The sequence below is a fragment of the Bradyrhizobium sp. UFLA05-108 genome, assembly GCF_059803455.1.
This window is the reverse complement of record NZ_JBANAZ010000075.1, coordinates 1-19,591: the sequence shown is the minus strand read 5'-3', so window position 1 is coordinate 19,591 and position 19,591 is coordinate 1. Positions and strand designations below refer to the sequence as shown.

The window sequence follows — 19,591 nt, the reverse complement described above, 5'->3', positions numbered from 1 at the left end:
TGAGATTGCAGTATAATCTCGTTATGCGCCCCATGAGCTATTCATGCGCAGGTCGGCGATGCAATTCGACCACCCGCTACCATGTATATCGCACTATTCCTTTTCCGGCGTAGCTTCGGGTGACGTTGGAGAACTCGCCTTCGAAGGTCGCAGCGGCTGACCAGCCGTTGGTCCACTTCAGTTCGGCGGACGCCGTGGTCAGCGCCGAGTCGGACGCTTGCGCCGCGCCATTCACGACGAAGCTTGCGCCGGGCAATGCCTGGAAGGTCGCGGAGACGGCGCGGTCGGGATTGAAATCATGCGCCCACGCGGCCCGACCGCGCAGCGTCAGGATCGCATCGCCGATCGCAAATGATTTGTCGCCGCGCAAACCGAGCTCGCTGCGGCTGTCGGTGACATCCCTCGCGCCATAGGCGAGCGCAAAGGTATTGGCGCCGGAGAGAATGCCTTCCGCATAGGCGGGCAGACCGAAGGTCGTGAACTGTGCGGCGGCATAGGGCGTCAGGCCGATGCCGCCCATCCACGGCGCGACGACGCGATAGCCGCCTTCGAGACGGCCCGAGAATGCGTTGGCGTTGAACTCCGCATGCAGGCGATCGATGCCGGCCACGGTCACGGTACGGTCGGTGGTGATGTCCTGCCAGCCATAGGCCAACGCTGCGGTGACGTAGGCCGCACCGACGGAGTGGCGCAAATAGGCGCCGGCCTGGAACAGCTCGGAACGTCCGCTGCCCAATCCATTGACGACAAAATTGGTGCCGCCGCCGACCAGCGCAAAACCGGCAAGCGTATACGGCGAGATGCGATAGTCGGCACCAACAGCGGTACCGTAGATGCGGCTGCTGGCGGTGTTTGATCCGGCGGTGACGCTGCCATCGGTGGCCTGCGCGCCGCCATAACCTGCCGCCCACACGCTCCAGCGCTGCGCGAAGGCTGGCGCCGGTGCCTTTTGATAGATGGCAGCGTAGGCCTCGCGCTCCGCGCCGGTCTTACCTGAAACCGTGGAAGCGTCTTCCGCGAATTGGGATGCGCCGTTCGAGGACGAAACCGGATCGCCACGTTCGCCCATGAAGGGATCGGTCATCACGCCTATGAACTGGGTCATCGCGTTGAAGGTGGCCTGCTGTGAGCCCGTAGCGGATTGACCGGACGCTTGCGTCAGGCCCCCTGCGGACAGAGCGCTGTACACCATCGGAATGCCGCCGGTGCTGTTGAAGTAGTTGGTGAGCGCGGTGCCGACGTTCTGCGCATTGCCGTTGAGGCCAGTCGGGATGGCGAAGTTCAGCAGCAGATTGAGATAGGCATGGGTCGAATCGTAGCTCAGCGTTGCGTGGAAGTTCGCCGGCAGGTTGGTATTCGCGACCGAATTGAACGTGCCGCTGACGCCGCCCGCGGCGGTCAGGATGGTGTACTGCTTCGCGACATAGCTGCCATTGGCATAAACCGCATTCACGCTGGCATTGCCGAGCGCCGCCGTGCCCGACACGTTAGCGAACGAGGCCGTCGATGGATTGATCTGCACCAGATAGATCGCCCCGGAAGCGAGCGCAAGGCTTCCGCTCACCGTGGTCGAGGTGCCCGCCACACCGGTGCCGGGCGCGAAGGTGCCACCGCTGGCGACCGAGAGGTTGGCCACGGTGCCGCTGCCGGTCAGCGCGCCACCCGTGATCGTGACCAGGCCATCGATCATGCCGGTGTTGTTGGTGACCCCGGCGGTATTGGTGAGGCCTCCGCTCAGCGTTCCCGCATTGTTGGTCGTGCCGCTGTTGGTCAGGAGGCCCGACACCGTTGCGCCGGCACTGTTGTTGAAGGTGCCGGCATTGTTGACCGTGCCGGTCCAGGTCAGATTGTTGGTGATGGTCCCGGTGTTGGAGACGACGTTGCCGGTCCAAATCGAATTGTTGGTGATGCCGCCGGTATTGGTGGCGACGTTGGCGGCATAGGTGCCGTTGTTGCTCACGACGCCCGCATTGTTGAGATCGTCGGTCACGCTGCCACCGGCGGCGACCGTGATCGATCCGCCGACGCTGTTGGTGATGCCGCCGATGGTCGCGATCAATTGCCCACCATTGGCGACGGTGATGACGCCGCTATTGGTCAGCAATCCCTGCAACGTGTAGCTGCCGGTGGCGCCGATCGCAAACGTCGCGCCGTTGGCATTGGCGAGCGTCGAATCGCTGGTCACCGTACCGCCGACATTGAATGTGCCGCCGGCGAGGTTGATGATCGCGCCATTGATGGCACCGCCATTGGCGTTGACGGTCGCACTATTGGTGAGACCGCCCCTGATGGTGCCTGACGTCGTCAGCGTGCCGCCGGTCACGGTGGCGCCGCCGTTGAGCTGGCCGGCATTGGTGGTCGCGCCGGCGGTATTGGTAAGCAGGCCGGATACCGTGCCGCTGGCATTGTTGTTGAAGGTCGCGGCGTTGTTCAGCACGCCGGTGATGGTCGCGTTGTTGTTGACGGTGCCGGTGCCGGAAATCGCCACCGTTCCGGCAATCAGATTGTTGTTGGTGAGTGTGCCGGCGGTCACTGTCGCGCCGCCGTTGAGCTGGCCGGCATTGGTCGTCGTGCCCGCGGTGTTGGTGACCAGGCCGGATACCGTGCCGTTCGTATTGTTGCTGAATGTCGCGGCATTGTTGACCACGCCGGTGATGGTCGCGCTGTTGTCGACCGTGCCGGTGCCGGAGATGTCGACGGTACCGGCAATCAGGTTGTTGTTGGTGAGTACGCCGCCGCTCACGATCACGCCAGCGTTGAGCTGGCCAGCATTGGTCGTCGTGCCAGCGGTGTTGGCGAGCAAGCCGGATACCGTGCCGCCGGCGTTGTTGTTGAACGTCGCCGCATTGACCACGCTGGTGATGGTCGCGTTGTTGTCGACGGTGCCGGTGCCGGAAATCGCCACCGTTCCGGCAATCAGATTGTTGTTGACGACCGAGCCGCCGGTCACTGTCGCGCCGCCGTTGAGCTGGCCGGCGTTGGTCGTCGTGCCCGCAGTGTTGGTCAGCAGGCCGAATACCGTGCCGCCGGCGTTGTTGTTGAACGTCGCCGCATTATTCACTACGCCAGTGATGGTCGCGTTATTGTCGACGGTGCCGGCGCCAGAGATGTCGATGGTACCGGCAATCAGGTTGTTGTTGACGACCGAGCCGCCGGTCACCGTGGCGCCGCCGTTGAGCTGGCCGGCGTTGGTCGTCGTGCCCGCAGTGTTGGTCAGCAGGCCGGATACCGTGCCGCCGGCGTTGTTGTTGAACGTCGCTGCATTATTCACTACGCCAGTGATGATCGCGTTGTTGTCGACGGTGCCGGTGCCGGAGATGTCGACGGTACCGGCAATCAGATTGTTGTTGACGACCGAGCCGCCGGTCACCGTGGCGCCGCCGTTGAGCAGCCCATAGTTGGTCGTCGTGCCAGCGTTGTTGGTGAGCAGGCCGGATACCGTGCCGCCGGCGTTGTTGTTGAACGTCGCTGCATTATTCACTACGCCGGTGATGGTCGCGTTATTGTCGACGATGCCGGTGCCGGAGATGTCGACGGTACCGGCAATCAGGTTGTTGTTGACGACCGAGCCACCAGTCACCGTGGCGCCGCCGTTGAGCTGACCGGCGTTGGACGCCGTGCCAGCGGTGTTGGTGAACAGGCCCGATACCGTGCCAGTACTCTGGTTGACGAAGGTGCCGGCATTCAAAATCGTGCCGGTCCAGGTGCCGGCGTTGCTCAGCAAGCCGCTGTCGTTGATCGCATTTCCGATCCAGACGCCGCCATTATTGTTGTGAATGGCGCCGCCAGCGCCGTTGCTGGCGATGTCGCCGGTCCACACTCCCGTGGAAGTGTTAGTGATGGTGCCGGTGTTGGTATTGACCCTGGCGTTGTAGGCGCCGCTGTTGGTGACGGTGCCGGCATTGTCGAGATCGTCATTGACGGTACCGCCCTGCGCCACCGTGATGACACCGTTGTTGGTGATGCCAGTCGTGGCCGTCAGCGTGCTGGTGCCGTCGACTCCGATGGTGCCGGAATTGTTGATCGTGGTGGCGGTTGCGGTCGCGCCCGTCAGGTTCAGCGTTCCCGACGTCACCGTCCAAGCCTGGGTGGTGGCACTCGAGGTGTTCGACAGGGTCCAGGTGCTGGATCCTGATTTGTTGAACTGCGTGAAATTCTGATACTGCGAGCCAAGTTGCGACAGATCGAACGAACTGTCGGTGGTGCCGCCGAGCACCAGCGCGCTGGTGCCGTTGCCGATGACGTTGCCGCTGATGCTGGAGCCGGCCCGCAGCTCAAGGCTGTTAGTGCCGCCCGTAAAGTAGATCGCGGTACTGCCGGAAATGGCTCCCGCATTGATGATCGTCAGGTTTTGTCCGACGATGCCATAGCCCGTGGCCCCGTTCGCTCCGACGTTGGAATAACCGGCGGCGTCGCCGCCCAGCCCGCCGCCCCCCGCCGAAATCGTGCCGTTGTTGGTGATTGCGGCCCCGTTGGCGTTGGTCACCGTGATGCCGTTGCCGCCGTTGCCCCCGGCGCCGGCAGCGCCGGTATAGCTGCCGCCGGTGACTCCGATACCGCCGACGCCGCCATCACCGCCCTGTACGGTGACACCACCATTCACGGTGAGGGCGACACCGGTGTTGGCGCCGTTCACAACGATTCCGCTGCCGCCGCCGCCGCCGCCACCGCCGCCGCCAATGGACGACGGAAAGGAAAAGTTGATCATGCCCGAGCCGCCGCTGCCGCCGGTGCCGCCTGTTGCTCCGACGCTGATCGTCGTCGTGCCGGTGGCACTGACCGTGGTGCCGGCGCCGCCAGCGCCGCCGCCGCCGCCGCCCGCTCCTTGAGAGGAGGCGCTGCCACCGCCGCCGCCGTTGTCGGACCCGCCGCCGCTGCCGCCATTGCCGTTCCCGCCGGTCCCTCCGCTGCCACCGCCGCCGCCCGTTGAAGTCCCGTCGCCGGCAAGACCCGCAGCCCCGCCGCCACCCGGGGTGCTCCGGTTCGGTGCGTTACCGCCGTTGCCGCCGTTTTGCCCGACCGACTGGGCGTAGGAAGGTGCCGGTACCGCCAGAATGATGACGGATGCGACTCCGGCCATCCAGCCGAGCCGGCTCCGGTGGCCGGTCGGCTGAATTGGCGTCAATGGAGCCGGCGAACGCCGATCGAAACCTGTTCCGGCTGAAATGATACGCACCGTAAGACCGCCTGATCCGCTCCCGGAGATGCCGGGCTTCCTGCCGGTCGACATCGCCTTTGCAATTGAATCTTGCCGGCGGAGATGTGAGTCGCCGGCCAATGGTCGGCAGTTAGCCACCCATGGGGCGTCGGTGTCCTGAAAGGGGGACGGTTACTTTCTGAAGCTTTTCTGATATTTGCGTTTCAGCCTGCTTCTATTGCCGAAATTTCGGATATTGCCGGGGCAGCGCGAGTCTTGGGCTTCGATCCGTGGAGCGGGATCGAGCTGTATCATGTCGGCCTTGCACAAATTAGAACGGATCGCTTCGAGGATGCGCTGGCGACCTTCAAGCAAGCGGAACCGCTTTGACACGCCGCAGGTCTTGCGCCTAGGCATGGGATGATTGGCGCAGGCTGGGCCAATCTGCCGATGGGCCGCGCCGAAGGCGCTGTGCCCTGGCTGCTGAAGCCGTCAGCCAGCGGTCGCACATATATGCCGCTGGCGGCGGCCTATCAGCGAATGGGACGAATCGACGACACCAGAGCGACGATAGAAAAGAGCCCCCGAATTACGGCCCGGCTCGACCATGCGCAACGCCACCACCAACTGCAACAAACGCCAGCTCAGCGGAGATGTCCGCTCTGCGGCTGCATCTGGAGAAGCGAGGGTTCGCAGTTTTGTTATGGACGATGGGAGTTTGGTGCCCCGGAGGAGATTCGAACTCGCAGATGTGAGTTGCGCCAATTAGCGATGGAAGCGATCAACGTTACCACTCCGCGCCGTCACGTGCCTCCATGATCGAGACATCGGCAGGCCGAATGATTGCTTCAACCGAGTCCCCGTCTCGCGAGCGGTGATGCAGGAGGGAACTATCGATCCACCCACCCAATTCTCGAATCCAGGGAATGCTAGACCAAGCCAGCGCCACGACCTGCAAGGCAAGGCTCAACCCAAAGGCAACTTGGTAGGCAATCAGCGGATAGTGCCCATCTTGAACGGGCCATTGTTCAAGTATGAGTCCAGTTCCACATTGGACCGCGAAGGTCCACCCGAAATGCAAGACGTTCAAGCTTCCATTGGCGCGAGCCGCGAGCTCGGTTGGAAAGTATTCTGCGATCGTCGCGTAGCTGAGGACAGTGGCGGCGCCGACAACGGAAACCACTGACCATGGCAGCATCGACGGGAGCGGAAGACGCAGGATCAGTGTGAGCTCAGCCAACACGAACAGTAACGCCATCGCTGCGAGCAGCGTCTCCGAACCGATACCACGTCTTCGCAACCGGTCGGCAATCGTGCCCAGCAGCAAGGCGCCGCCGCATAGACCAATAGCCATGACGAACAATTGGGTCACCAAGGTTTCGCGGTTCAGTCCCTCGACATCCCTGAGCCAGGGCGCGGCCCACAATGCCTGCAACGACCAAGCCGACCCAACGCAGCTCGCCGAAAGTGGTGCAATTCGCCAGAAACGGCGATCCCTGAAGATCGCTTCCAGCCGAAGTCCGGCGGGTCGCGCTTGCTGCGCAATCTTGCTCTCCGGGACCGCTAGAAAGATCAGAAGGGCGGCTGCGAGCGTTGTGATCGCCAAAACCTCGAATATTCCGCGCCAACCCATCGAGTTCAGCAACCATTCGGCTGGTTGGGTTGCGGTCACCGCTCCCAAAGCGCCCAGCATGATCATATAGCCGTTCATCAGCGCGACCCGCTCTCTGGGAAACCAGAGAACGATCGCTTTCAGCCCAGCCATCAACGCGGCCGCGACGCCGAGTCCAATCATTGCGCGCGCGAGGAGAACCGACATGAATCCGTTCGAAGCACCGAACAGAGTGGCACCAAGGGCCGCGGCGAGCAACAAGACGCTCTGAACCCGGCGCGGACCAAAGCGGTCCAACAGGATTCCGATTGGAATCTGGGCAGCCCCAAAGATCAGGAAATATACCGATGTCAAAAGCCCGAGACTGCCGGCGTCCAAACCCAGGTCGGCCGACAGAGGTTCAGCAATCAGCGTATTGATGGTACGAAACAGATAGGAGAGGTAGTAGCCTGCCGCAAACGGCAGAAAAACGCTGAAGATCAGCCGCCATTTTGGAAGTCGCCCCGCGGCACTTGTCTCGGGGATTGTGGGTGCGGCGAATGGGACGAGCGGGGCCTGGCCTGCTCTCCTTCCCGCCGCCTCAATCGAGTCAGCAGAACGCGTTTGGCAAATTTCGAAAGTTGCGGTTGCTGCCGTCCTCCTGGACGGCAGCAATCTGTTCGGATTCCGCGACTGGAGCGACGTCCGCGAGGATGTTCGCCTGATCTTCCGAACGACCGGGCACGATTTTCCCATCGCGCTCAGGCGTGGAGGCGTCGCGCTCTGTGATGCTGAGACCGGCGATCGTCTCCCGCATCAGCGGCCGGCCCGAGCGCACACGCCGATCAACCTGCCCGGCCAGGGCCTTGAACCGCCGATAGCCCAGCACACACGCGTCGCGCTGTTGCGACGGCGGCATCGGCGGCGTCACCGTGACGTGATAGCGGGCGTGCAACGCGACCGTCTCGGCAATGATCGCAAGTTCGCTCTCCAGGCGTTCAATCTGATCACCGATCCGATGGAAGGCTTCGTGCACCATTTCTTCCATCGGCGGAGCCGGATTCAGGAAACGTTCGAGAGCTGCCTGTACGACCATGCTCTTGCCAGCCCCCGCCCGGCCGCTTGCAGCTTCCAAGCTCTCGAAAATCGTTTCAGAGAGCTGCACGCTGACCTTTCTGGTTCGAGGTGGGGTTGGGGAGGTGTTCGCCTCAGTTTGATCCAAACTCAGGCTGACCTGTCCATCGCGTTCGCCTTCGACCGTCATAATCTCCCCTCCCCGTGCAACTAGATCGATCGGTGCAGCTCGCGCTCGCAATCAGCGAGGCGAGATGCGATCAAAACGAATGAGCTGTCTTCAACGGCGGCGAAGGACAGAAGGGACAGTCCTGCGATTGCTTCAAGCGCACAGGCATCGATGTCGTAGTCTGGCGTAGGATGAGAAAGAAATGGCGGGCCGATCAGGCGGGATTAGGTTTGTCAGCCGACGGAACACGCGGCTCGACGTCCAAGCTGATTTCCTGCGCGAGGCTCTGGCCTCGGGCGAGCCGCCGGCCCAAGGCTTCGATGAACCCCTCGTAGCGTTCACGACCCTTGGCCTGGGCAGCAGGTTGTGCGGTATCCGGCAGGGGCGGCGTCGCCGTCAACCAGAAGCGAACGAACAACGCCAGCGCTTCATTCGAAATCGTCACGTGACGCTCGAGGCGCTCGACCTGGCGCGTCAGCCGGTCCAACCGCCGGCCGAGGGCCGCTTCCATGCGCTCGGAGCCATCCGGGGACAGGAATGAGGACAGAGCCGATTCGACGACGAGGGCCTGCGGCACCCGCTTCCGATTGGCATAGTCCGCCAACTGGCTGGCAAGATCTGGTGGCAGGCGAAATGTATGCTTGGTCCGCATCGCCTCTCCTCAGAGATCAAGGCCGTCATCGGGATCCATCGCGGCCTGGCGGGCTACGCTCGCCGCCACGCCGCGCAGTTCGCGTACTCGTTGGATATCATCAGAATCTTCGTCGCCGAATTCGAACTCGGTTTTCGCGGGAGGCGCATGTGGTGCCACATCTTCATGCACGGGAAGCTCCGGCTCTCGCCTAATGCCACCATTGGCCGGATCGTCGATGGATCCACTTTGCTGTTCTTGAACCTTCGGTTTCTGCGTGTTGAGCGGGGTGACCGGCAGGGGCAATTTGCTCCAATCATCTTCCGCAAGCGAAACACGGCTCTCCACCCCGCTTGACGTTGCCGGCGGAAGCACGCGCTCACGAAACCGCGAGTCTTCGTAATAGCGCACCTTTTTCGCACGGATCGGCGGGCACCCTGAAACCAGAACCAGTTCATCGTCCGGTGGTAATTGCATCACCTCGCCGGGCGTCAGAAGCGGACGTGCGGTCTCCTGCCGCGACACCATGAGGTGACCGAGCCACGGGCTTAACCTATGGCCAGCATAGTTCTTCATGGCGCGCAATTCCGTCGCGGTTCCCAGCGCTTCCGACACGCGCCGAGCGGTACGTTCGTCGTTGCTGGCGAAGGACACACGGACATGGCAGTTGTCCAGAATCGAATTGTTCGGGCCATAGGCCTTCTCGATCTGATTCAGGGACTGGGCGATCAAGAAACTCTTGAGCTCGTAGCCAGCCATGAACGCTAGCGCCGACTCGAAGAAGTCCAGCCTGCCCAGCGCCGGAAACTCGTCGAGCATCAGCAGCACGCGATGCCGACGTCCCTTGGCCTTCAAATCCTCCGTCAAGCGGCGGCCGATCTGGTTGAGAATCAACCGTACGAGCGGCTTGGTCCGGCTAATGTCGGACGGCGGTACGACGAGGTAAAGAGTTGTCGCCTGGTCTGCCTCCACCAGGTCACGGATCCGCCAGTCGCTGCGGCGCGTGACCTGTGCCACGACTGGATCACGGTAGAGCCCAAGGAACGACATCGCAGTTGAAAGCACGCCAGAGCGTTCGTTGTCGCTCTTGTTCAGAAGCTCTCGCGCCGCAGAGGCGATCACCGGGTGAACGCCGGTATCGGCCAGATGTGCCGTCGACATCATCGCACGCAAGGTCGCCTCGATCGGACGCTTGGGATCCGACAGGAATTTTGCGACACCCGCTAAGGTCTTGTCTACTTCGGCATAAAGGACATGCAGGATCGCGCCGACCAGCAGGGAATGACTGGTCTTCTCCCAATGGTTGCGCCGTTCCAAGGCACCTTCCGGATCGACCAACACGTCGGCAATGTTCTGGACGTCCCGAACTTCCCACTCGCCGCGACGAACCTCCAGGAGAGGGTTATAGGCTGCCGAGTTTCGGTTGGTCGGATCGAACAGCACGACCTTTCCATGGCGGGCGCGGAAACCAGAGGTTAGATGCCAGTTCTCGCCCTTGATGTCGTGGACGATACAACTGCCGGGCCATGTCAGGAGCGTCGGCACGACGAGACCAACGCCCTTACCCGATCGCGTGGGTGCGAAGCAGAGCACGTGCTCGGGGCCGTCATGTCGAAGGTAGTAGCGATCAAAGCAGCCCAGCACGACACCGTCCGGGCCCAAGAGCTGCGCGCTACGAATTTCATTCTGCAGTGCCCATCGGGCGGAGCCATAGGTGGCCGCGGTCTGCGCCTCCTGCGCTCGCCAGATCGACATTCCGAAGGCGACGATGATCGAGATCACCCCGCCGGACGCCGCGATGCAGGCCCCCTCGACGAAGATCTTGGGGGCATATGCATCGTATGCGTACCACCACCAGAAGAAGGCGGGGGGAAGGTAGATGGGCATTCCGAGCTCAAACCAGGGTGCTCCGAGTCGCGGCTGGAATCCCAGCCTCCAGGCAACCCATTGGGTCGCTGCCCACGTGGTGATGAGCACGATGGCAAGGACGAGCGTGATCTGGCCCCAAAGCACTTTGGTTGTTGACATGGCCGAGATGCAGCAGGGCTACCCGCGCGACATCAAGGATAAGACGCCCCCAAGGGTGTGTCGTGCGGTCCCCGCGCAGAAATCGGACAGGTCAGGATCCGGCCGATACCGCTAGAGGCCCAGTCCGCGCTTGCGACCAAAATCCCAGTCGACCCTGCCGCCTGGCATCATGATGCCTGTGACCTGCTTTCCGAGATGCTGCTCCAAGGCTGGTCGCCATGGTACGAGTTGGAAACCGAGACCATCATCGATCATGGCAAAGCGGCCCGAGGCAAGGGTCACCCGTTGCCTGTAGATGCCGGAGACAGGATCGCCCTCAGCAGTCAAGCGGTGGTCAAGCCCCGTTCCAGCCGCAAGCTTGGTGATCGCCTCCTGCAGCTCGCGCCGCCGCAACGTCGCAAGCAAGTCGCGCGCGAATAGCACGCGCTGCCCCTGCCGGCGGCCCTGGCCCTGCTCGATGAGGTAGTCGACGCGAGCCTCCATCGCTTCCCGCACCTCGGCTCCGAAGCCGCCGTGGCTGAGCGGCAGATCCTTGGCGAGGAGCTGACGGTCGAGCCATGTACTGCCTTTTGCCACTACCTGTTGCTCAATGGACAGGTCCGATCGGACGGCCAGCGACACGCGCCGGCGCCCGTTCGTGTCATCGTATGCGCGTGCCTCGACGATGGCGCCAGCCGGCGCATCGCCAGTCATCTCAATGTCTGCAAAGCGCAGGTGGTGCGTGCGACCATCGATACCGGCGATGATCGCGTAGGCGGATCCTTTGAGCTCATCGTCGAGACCACGTTGAACGAGGCGCCCCAAAACGGGATCGGTCGGTTCTTCGCTGTGCAGAGCAAAGGTGCTGATATCCGGCTCGCGACCGGCCCCACAGAGGGCCTGGTGCATCGTCTTGATGATGTCGCCGCGCATGCCGATCTGGCGAAGCGCCTCGTCAAGGCCAGGTTTCAGGGTCCAACAGGCGGGGCTTGCTGGCTCAGCCAAACCAAGGCGTTCCAGCTTGGCGGCCCTGCCGAGCAGCAGACTGCGCGGGTCGGTATCTTGGATATCCGGGCCTGGCCTGAGATCTACCACGCCCCCATTCGCGTCGGAAATGTCCCGCAGCGCACGGTCGAGGCTGGTCCAGCGCTCCGCATCGACCTCCCGCTCGAGGCTTGCGCGAATCTCATGCTCGCTTCGCGGCCCCAACTCGAGGGTAACTCGGTCGGCCGCCCGATCACGCAAGCCGCGGCTGATATACTCGCGGCTGATCACGAGGTCCTGACCGTCGTCGGCACGCCCGCGGATGAGGATGTGGACATGCGGGTTGTCCGTATTCCAGTGATCTACCGCGACCCAGTCGAGTCTGGTTCCCAGATCCTTCTCGACGTCACGCATCAGCTCACCCGTGAACGTCTTGAGGTCTCCCAGCGCGGCGCCATCCTCGGGCGAGACGATGAAGCGGAAGTGATGACGATCCTCTTCGCAACGCGCGGCGAAGGCGCGCTCGTCCGCCGCATCAGAGGTCTTGTCAAACATGCGCGCGTCTTCGCCGTCACGCGTTACGCCATCGCGCTTGAGATAGGCCAGGTGCTTGGGCAGGGTCGCCGATCGAAAGCGCGAGCCCTTGTGACGCACGACGCGTGCTTTTGTCACCACCCGCCGGGCATTAGAGCGCAGGCGGATCGAGACTGCCGCGCGGCGGCCGCGCCCGAAGTGGGACCGACTGTGAGCCTGGCTTGACCGAAAACTGTTGCCGACATGCCCCGCCCTCTTTGCGGACCGCATCACCTCCCCGACGAAGCTCTTCGGGCGCTTGGCCCCACGGTTGCCGTGGTCGATGCGACCGGGGCGGATCCGCAGGTCGTCGTCGCGTGACGTCACAGTGGAAAACCTTGTTCTGGCGCAGGCGTATGGCGTGCGAGACATTGATTGCACTTGAGAAATCGCGAAAGCGATGGCAGGGGGCATCGCCCGCATGGCAAAAATCGCCCCTCAACCAACCACATAGGCCGGACCGACGGCTGGCCTTTTCCCTTGCCTTCCTAATCGGGCGGGCAAAGTCAACTCATTCCTACGCTTTTCTTCGACTCTTCGAACTTCAGCCATCACCGACTCCCTGCATCGACAACACACAAACGTCACCACAACCGCGTTTGCGATCGGCATTCACCAGGCGGGGTCCATGCGTTCCTTCGCGTTCAGCACTTCGGCCGTCGCATGCTCTTCATCAGGTTCGTAAACAGGGCTGTCCAAGCAGTCCGGCGCTCTCTTCCCCGAAGGGCGGCAGCAGGCAAGAGATAGCGGACATTCCCCGTTTCGCGGCCCCGCCAGGGGACGCTCACCGCGCGCGCGGATCTCTAATTTCGCTCCTCCCCAACATGCTGGGCGCAAACCCAGCGCTAATCCGTCATCATATGCACCGCGGCTACCGTGCAGGTTTCAACCGCAGCCGCTGCGTGACTTTGGCGCCAAAACCAACATGGAAATCGGTCTCGCTGACCCACATCCGGTGCAGAATGCTTGCGAGCTTCCGCGCGACCGCGGTGATCGCGCACAGCATGCTCGACCGTTTGGCGATCCGCAGACCCCAAGCCCGCAGTGCCGACCATTTCCTGACCCGCAGCAGCAGGCTTGCGGCCGCCTCGGAAAGCGCCTCGCGCACTGCTACGTCGCCCTGTTTGCTGATGCGCCCTTCGAAGTCGATGGACGTGCCGGACTGGTGCCGTTTCGGCGTCAGGCCAAAATGGGCGCCGACCGTTCGTGATCGCGCAAAGCAATGAGGGTCATCAACGCCAACCTTGAATGACAGGGCCGCAACGGGACCGACGCCGGGAACCGTCATCAGACGCCGACAGACAGCATCATGCTGGACCACCTGCAGCAGCACACGATGCAGCCGATCGTAACCCTCGAGGATGGCGCGGCGCACGTCCAGCATGGCCTCGATGGTCATCACGAAGATCGGATCGCTGCGCTCGAGCAGCTCGCGGACGCGTGCTTCGTAGGCACCTCGAGCGACGGCTCCTACGAGCAGCCCATAGGCCCGCAGCGCACCACGAATGTGGTTTTCGAGGTCGATCAGTTTGCGCTTGAGCAGCTTCCGGCTGGTCAGCAGCTTACGCATCTTCTGCATGTCGATATTCTTGACATGGACGGCGTGGTACCAGCCCAGTCGCATCATCTGCGCGATGCCGCGCGCATCGTTGCGATCTGTTTTGTTGCGCATCGTCGAGAGCGAAACGCGCATATGACGCGCTTCGACGACAACGATCGGGAGCCCCGCTGGATGCAATTCGCGATACAGCCAGATGCCCAGCGATGACGCCTCGACTCCCACTCTATCGAGGCGATCCGCGTAGTTCTCTACAGCGGAGCGGATCGCCTCTGGCTCGGTGCTGACCTTGACTTCGCGGACCGTGAGACCCTCGCTGTCAACGATGCAAAGGCTGGTTTCTTCAAGACCGACGTCCAATCCAACATAGAGTTTCATCGGAGCTCTCCCTTGTGGCAACGACCTTTTAATCGTTGCACCAGGCTCCAGATTCGGCCACACGGCGGCTATCGGCGTGCACCGGTTTCTCGAAGCCCGATTTGAAGAGCCATCCCCGGTCGTCTATCCCCTGCTCCCTTCCTCCGACTTCCGAGCATACGAAAACGCACGAAAGCATCCGACAGAGTGTGATTGCGGTCATCGTGATGATCCCGAATGTGAAGACCGCACAAACAGACCTGTTGCGTGAGGCATCAACGCAGACGTGCCGAGGTTGGGTAGATCGCTGGACCGACCAATTTGGTAAGCGAACGCTGCTGAGTCCCTTCCGACGGAAGACCTCGTCGGAGACTGTACGGCGGCGACATTTTGCAATCGAGAAGGAGAGCTTCCACCCGACGAAGTCAGGGTCTTTGTCGCTTGATACCGATCTCGGCTTCGATCGTTTGAACATAGGCCAATGTCTCGTCGGGGAGCCGGCGGCCTGCTGCCAAGAGCTACTCGCATCGACTAGGCCCCGCGTTATAGGTCGCAAGAACCCTGCGGATCCAAAGCGGTCGAACTCGCCGTCACTCCGAAGCGCGGCTCCCCACAATGGGCTCCAAAGAGTTGGCCGGGATGGCGGACCGGTGCCGCGAGAGGACGCGCTGATAGGTCGCAATCGGACGAAACGTCTCGACATGCTCACTCTTCTCTGGTCCACACAGGAAGCGCTTGTCCGATGACAGTGGATGCCGAAATGAACCCGAAGTACCGACCATCGAGAGAGTCCGCCGACTGCCAATTCATGACGAAGATTTCGCCGGCGTCGATCACGCGACATCCCTGCCAGCTTGGCAATGGCCGGCCGCGGCTATCGCGCTCGCGGGCCTGCCCTAACTCAATGCTATCGACCGTGATCGTGAGTCCGCTCCTACAGACGGTTTGCCCGGGCAATGCGAGGATTCGCTTGAGCATGGGCACGCCGATCGGCAGGTAACCGTTCAAGTCGAGAAAACTCGCAAGCGGTTCCGGCGGTCGTATTGCCACAAGCTCGGTGACGGTCAGTTGCTTCAGTGGTCGCAAATGATACAGGCCGACCGGAACGCTCTCTGAGACGTTCCAGATGTAGGATGGAGGGGCCTCATTGATCGTGGAGAGCACAAGAGCCAGGGCTCCAAGAGTGAGAACGATGGTACACGTCCGGTTCGTCATGACGCTACCCTCCGGCGGTGCAGCCAAGCCTGGTGACGGGCGCGCGTGTAGGCTCTTGGCGTTTCGTTGACCGACAGGCGGTTGTGCACGTGATGCCAATAGTCGGGAGCGGCCTCAGCCGGATCGATGCCGAGCGCCTCGACGGCGTCAACGAGCTGCAGGACGCGCGCGACCTTCGGCCAGCCAGATAGTCGCAGCAGGCTCTCGCCACCGGGACTGATCCAAGGGACGGTCGAGTGGCGCCGACCTTGCTCCGCCGCGCGCAAGATATCGACGCGGGACAATACCGTGCCGAAGTCATTGGAGGTCCAACGGACGAACGCGAACATGCTGCCGGGCGCGAACGAGAGGAGGCGGCGATGACGGTCAATGATCTGTTCGCATACCGGATGGCCGAACCGGATCCGGTTCTCGATACGCTTTTCGACCCACATAAGCTCGACGGTCGTGAAGTCGTTCATGTTGCAGCTCCGTGTCGCCGAGAAGTAATGCGGTCGGACCGGCCAATTGCAGATCCATTCGATTCCTGGATGAACCGCACTAGCGTCGGAAAGCCCGGTGTCTTCTCTCCTGCTAACCGTCTGACTGCGCGTGGAAGGTGGCAGTGGCGAGAGGCGGATCGGCACGGGATCCGGCTCCAGGCGAGTAGTTCGAGTTCGCCAGTCGAGGAGCAGTTTCGCAAGGCCCGGTACCAGTTCGCGAGACCTTGTGAACCAACGCACGACGCGTTCGCTTCCGTTAGAAAGAGTCCGAAGGATTCTAAGCTAGGAAAGTTAAGAGAGCGGGAAGTCCTTGCACAGCAAGATGTCGACCGGATTTGATAGTACGAGGATCCGGTCCCCGATGGCACGAGAGTCTTGGTCCCCGATAACACGAGTTGATTCACAACTTATCCCCCTTACGGCCGTCGCGCTTACGGGAGCGTCCTACAAAGGGATCAACGAGAGCGGGCGCAAAGTTCAATCGTTCGCTGCCGCTTGGATCCCATGTGGTGACGAGTTGGTAATCCCGCAGCGTTTGACGACGGGCGATCTCGCGCAGGTCGTAAGTAAAGTATTTGAGCGGTGACAAGCTGCTAGACTTCGCGTGGAGATGCACGATATCGAAGCTCCAGCCGCCTTCCTGGCGGCCATCCTGCTTGCGCACGAGGCGATAACAATGCCACCGCTCCAACCCGCCCGTGAGATCGAAGTGCGCGCGGTCGATGGTAAGCGCGCAGGCTTCATTCAAGACACCGGTGTAGAACCAATCGGGCAGAATGAGCTCCAGCCCGCGGGGATCGCCGTGCATGTCGGCCGTTTCCTTCCATTCATTGATCCAGGCGAAGCAATACCGCCGGCGTTCCGTCGGCTGGCGGATTGACGTTACCACCACCTTGGTCGACTGCCGGTCGAGCGCAGCCTTGAGGCAGTCGCAATCGCGCACGTTGGTGCCACGGCCGACGAAAGTTAGGATCTCGTACGGCGTGGCCATCAGCCTGGAGGTCTTCAGGCCGACGTCGCGCGCTTCGACAATCTGCGAGGCGGCCCAAATCAGGACGTCCGCATCCCCAATCGTCGCCATGCCGTGTTGCGCCACCGCTTCGACACGAATCGAGACTGTTCCCACATGGAAGTTGATCGGCGCGATCCGCTTGGACTTCGCCAGCAAAAAGAAAGGATAAGCCGTCAAGTCTTGAGCATCGCGTGGTGCAAGATCGCCGGGAAGAGCACGGGATAGATCGAGCGGATCGCGCTCGGAGCGCCGGGTGCGTAGAGGTTTTGCTGTCGGACATGGTCAGCGCCGCTCTTTGCCCGCATAGGGAATGGGCGCGTGCCGCTTGGCGGGCAACACACCACCAGCGCCGGGATCGCTGGTCGACGTCTTGGCGCCGCGATCAACCCAGTCCTTCAGGTCATCGAGCGCATAAACGACGCGCCCACCGAGCTTGCGATAGGTTGGGCCCGTGCCAAAGGTGCGATGCTTTTCGAGTGTGCGGCCGGACAGGCCAAGGAGTCGCGCGGCCTCGGGCGTGCGCAGGTATCGCGGCGGCAAGCCGGCATTCGGATCGGACATTTGAAGGGCTCCGTGATCATCTGGCGCGCTCCCGACTTGCAGCGCGTGTCGACGGTCATAATCGCGGAGTGGACCTGCGTAGAGGGATGCCGAAGATAGGGGTAGCGATTTTCGATACCCGGTCGCGGATAGGATAGTTCGAGGGATGAGTTACCGGTTTCGCTTTGCTCGACGTAGTAGCGCGCGATAGCCGCCGCGCATCATCGACATCCCCGTTTGAACGAGGCGTATCGTACGGTTACGCAAATCATGTGTCTTCCAGCCTCGCTCGGGAAGGCGCTGTCGCCCGAACAAGCCGGTTGCGATGTTGCGATAGCTATTTCCCGCCAACCACCCGTCCAGGGCGCGCATCGCGAGGATCGTGCGCTGACGCCGCTGGACGGAAAGTGGAAGAAGAGATGGCCCGAGCGGCCGCCGGTCGAGCGCCGACCAGAACCGAAATGCTGCCTGCGATCGAGTACCGAAATCGGAATCGAATTGCAGTTCGACAGCAATTGATGAACCGCTCGCCGGCAGTTCTTGTAGCCACAGGCGGTGATTCGTCCCTCCCAGCGGCAGGATGGCGTGCCATCCGTCCGCCGCATGACGAAGCTCACCACTTCGCAGCATCGTCAGGTTGAGATCGTACCGTCTGGAATCCGACGGCGCGACTAACGTGCGGACAGTCAGCACGGTGGAGAGAGCCTCGGGTGACCAGAAGATTGTCTGCTGATCGAACGCCTTCTGAGGATCAGCTGCGAAAAGACAGCCCCCATTGCTGTCGGAAATCGTCGGTCATCCCGCTCGATCGTTGGGCGTTGGTCAGGTCTTTATAGGCTCTTTGATATTCGCCATCTCGGCGAAGCCACTCCCAAGCGACATCCGTGGTCTCGGCCTCGTGGACCTTGTCATAGGCGGACTGTGATTTCCAATCAAAGACTGACATCGTACTCATTCCTCACTGGTAATACGAGGAATTGCAGCACAACAAATGCGACAATTTCAGGTTGCGTCGATAGGTCACCCGAATAGCCCGATTGGCCCTCACTATCGAGCGTCACCAAGAAGTCATGATTGCTTCAAACGCCATTCATTTTTCATCCTTCGGCCAACCCCTCTGCAGCAAATGACGATAGCCGTGGCGCGCAGCCCACTTCGCGCGAGCCAAGTGACTTTCGAAACTGCGGCGAGCGCGATCCGGCTGGAGAGTAGGGTCAAGGTGAAGGACAATCCGCGCAACTTCGCGCCAGTCGGCGTTGTCAGCTTCGGCGTCGAGGAGACGCATATACGTGACAGCGTGTTGCTCGTCATACGATGTTAGCATGGGCTCGCTGGGCGCCAAATCTGCAACTTTTGGATCACGCGGCGGCACAGTATGAAACTCCTATGGTCCTAGAAGCTTCGATCGAGCAAATCCTGACTGCATTCATTTTCGTACCGACACGCCCACCGGTCTACGGGTTTTGTGCATACCAGAGATGAATTATTCTTCGGTTAGCGCAGTGGCGGCGCTCCATCTCCGCAAGTGTAGGGAATACTCCGTGGAGAAATACTCATCAAGGCGCTGCCCTCCCGGTTATGAAGATCCGGGAGGTTTTGGCACAGAATGCACGGAAGCTGCGGCAGGCACGAGGCTTGTTGCAGGAAGAGTTAGCGCACCGCGCGATAATCGATCGCACCTATGTCAGCTCGATCGAAAGATGCCACTATTTGGCCGGCGTGAATGAAGATCTGTTGCGTGGAAGAGCGGGGAAACCGCTCCGCCGGCGCGGAATCGTACTTCACCCTTGCCCGCACGAGGGCGGCCCCTTTGCAATCCCTTCAAAAGGAAAGCTCCTTTCCGCTTTCTTCAAAGCGGTGGAACGAGGAAAAAAGCCCCGCCTCCGAGGAGGCGGGGCCGATGGTTCCAAGGAATCAGTCGCCGTTGCGGCGAGACCAGATCAGGGTGAAGCCCTCGTCGCCTTCGACCTTCACCAGCGAAGCGTAGATCGGGGCCGGAAAGCTCGGATCGTCGAGCTTGACGGAGAGGTATTCGCGTTCGCTGTCGCGGGCCGTCTTCTTCCAGGCGGCGCCGAACTCGATGTTATGTGGTGCACCACATAATGCGGATTATGCGGAGAGCGGGATTATGCGGAGTGCCATCCTGTGATGGGGCTGGCTTTTCGCCGATCTCGGCATGTTCTGCTCCGCATAATCCCGATGGTGGAAGGCAGGCGCCCCGCCGGAAGCGGAGCGCCCATGGCCGTTCATCGCGACCAGAT

Annotated in this window: 14 protein-coding genes and 2 pseudogenes; 1 reads left to right on the top strand and 15 read right to left on the bottom strand. The window is 61.7% G+C overall.

The features are described 5' to 3' along the window. Positions 1–76: 76 nt before the first annotated feature. The 14 genes from SO140_RS37500 to SO140_RS37435 form a co-directional block, all read right to left on the bottom strand. Positions 77–5,080 carry a beta strand repeat-containing protein gene (locus SO140_RS37500; protein WP_449380145.1) on the bottom strand — a complete coding sequence of 1,668 codons (5,004 nt, stop codon included), beginning with the start codon at positions 5,078–5,080 and terminating at the stop codon, positions 77–79. Between the two features lie 844 nt (positions 5,081–5,924). Next, on the bottom strand, positions 5,925–7,274 hold the full coding sequence (locus SO140_RS37495) for an MFS transporter (RefSeq protein WP_449380175.1): 1,350 nt from the start codon (positions 7,272–7,274) through the stop codon (positions 5,925–5,927). A 64-nt stretch (positions 7,275–7,338) separates the two neighbouring features. Beyond that, positions 7,339–7,992, bottom strand: a complete 654-nt coding sequence (locus SO140_RS37490) for a hypothetical protein (protein ID WP_449380144.1) — start codon at positions 7,990–7,992, stop codon at positions 7,339–7,341. A 193-nt stretch (positions 7,993–8,185) separates the two neighbouring features. Beyond that, a complete protein-coding gene (locus SO140_RS37485) occupies positions 8,186–8,623 on the bottom strand; it encodes a CopG family transcriptional regulator (protein WP_449380143.1) in 438 nt (145 codons plus the stop codon). Positions 8,624–8,632: 9 nt separating this feature from the next. Then, positions 8,633–10,630: a conjugal transfer protein TraG gene (locus SO140_RS37480; protein WP_474798984.1), complete on the bottom strand. Its 1,998-nt coding sequence runs from the start codon at positions 10,628–10,630 to the stop codon at positions 8,633–8,635. Between the two features lie 111 nt (positions 10,631–10,741). Beyond that, positions 10,742–12,493, bottom strand: coding sequence for a relaxase/mobilization nuclease domain-containing protein (locus tag SO140_RS37475; protein WP_449380141.1), 1,752 nt, complete (start codon positions 12,491–12,493; stop codon positions 10,742–10,744). A gap of 544 nt (positions 12,494–13,037) precedes the next feature. Then, complete coding sequence (locus SO140_RS37470) at positions 13,038–14,102, bottom strand: IS110 family RNA-guided transposase (RefSeq protein ID WP_449380174.1); 1,065 nt, start codon at positions 14,100–14,102, stop codon at positions 13,038–13,040. A 684-nt stretch (positions 14,103–14,786) separates the two neighbouring features. Then, positions 14,787–15,296 (bottom strand): S26 family signal peptidase, encoded by a 510-nt coding sequence (locus SO140_RS37465; protein ID WP_449380140.1) that lies wholly within the window; start codon positions 15,294–15,296, stop codon positions 14,787–14,789. Continuing rightward, positions 15,293–15,757, bottom strand: coding sequence for a DUF2840 domain-containing protein (locus SO140_RS37460; RefSeq protein WP_449380139.1), 465 nt, complete (start codon positions 15,755–15,757; stop codon positions 15,293–15,295). Before SO140_RS37460 ends, SO140_RS37465 begins: the two co-directional genes overlap by 4 nt. A 421-nt stretch (positions 15,758–16,178) precedes the next feature. Further along, positions 16,179–16,967, bottom strand: a complete 789-nt coding sequence (locus SO140_RS37455) for a replication initiator protein A (RefSeq protein WP_449380138.1) — start codon at positions 16,965–16,967, stop codon at positions 16,179–16,181. A 105-nt stretch (positions 16,968–17,072) separates the two neighbouring features. Further along, entirely contained in the window at positions 17,073–17,351 is a 279-nt protein-coding gene (locus SO140_RS37450; RefSeq protein WP_449380137.1) for a helix-turn-helix transcriptional regulator, read from the bottom strand. A 150-nt stretch (positions 17,352–17,501) separates the two neighbouring features. Continuing rightward, positions 17,502–18,023 (bottom strand): DUF2285 domain-containing protein, encoded by a 522-nt coding sequence (locus SO140_RS37445; protein ID WP_449380136.1) that lies wholly within the window; start codon positions 18,021–18,023, stop codon positions 17,502–17,504. 58 nt (positions 18,024–18,081) lie between these two features. Next, positions 18,082–18,276 carry a transcriptional regulator domain-containing protein gene (locus SO140_RS37440; protein ID WP_449380135.1) on the bottom strand — a complete coding sequence of 65 codons (195 nt, stop codon included), beginning with the start codon at positions 18,274–18,276 and terminating at the stop codon, positions 18,082–18,084. A 144-nt stretch (positions 18,277–18,420) separates the two neighbouring features. Then, the gene (locus SO140_RS37435) at positions 18,421–18,654 is read right to left on the bottom strand and encodes a DNA -binding domain-containing protein (RefSeq protein ID WP_449380173.1); all 234 of its coding nucleotides are present in this window, start codon (positions 18,652–18,654) and stop codon (positions 18,421–18,423) included. A gap of 254 nt (positions 18,655–18,908) precedes the next feature. Between SO140_RS37435 and SO140_RS37430 the strand changes: the two are divergent. Next, positions 18,909–19,019, top strand: a pseudogene (locus SO140_RS37430) (helix-turn-helix domain-containing protein); the annotation flags it as partial. Positions 19,020–19,244: 225 nt separating this feature from the next. Here SO140_RS37430 and SO140_RS37425 read toward each other — a convergent pair. Then, positions 19,245–19,409 (bottom strand): annotated as a pseudogene (locus SO140_RS37425) (DUF736 domain-containing protein); the annotation flags it as partial. Positions 19,410–19,591: the final 182 nt, after the last annotated feature.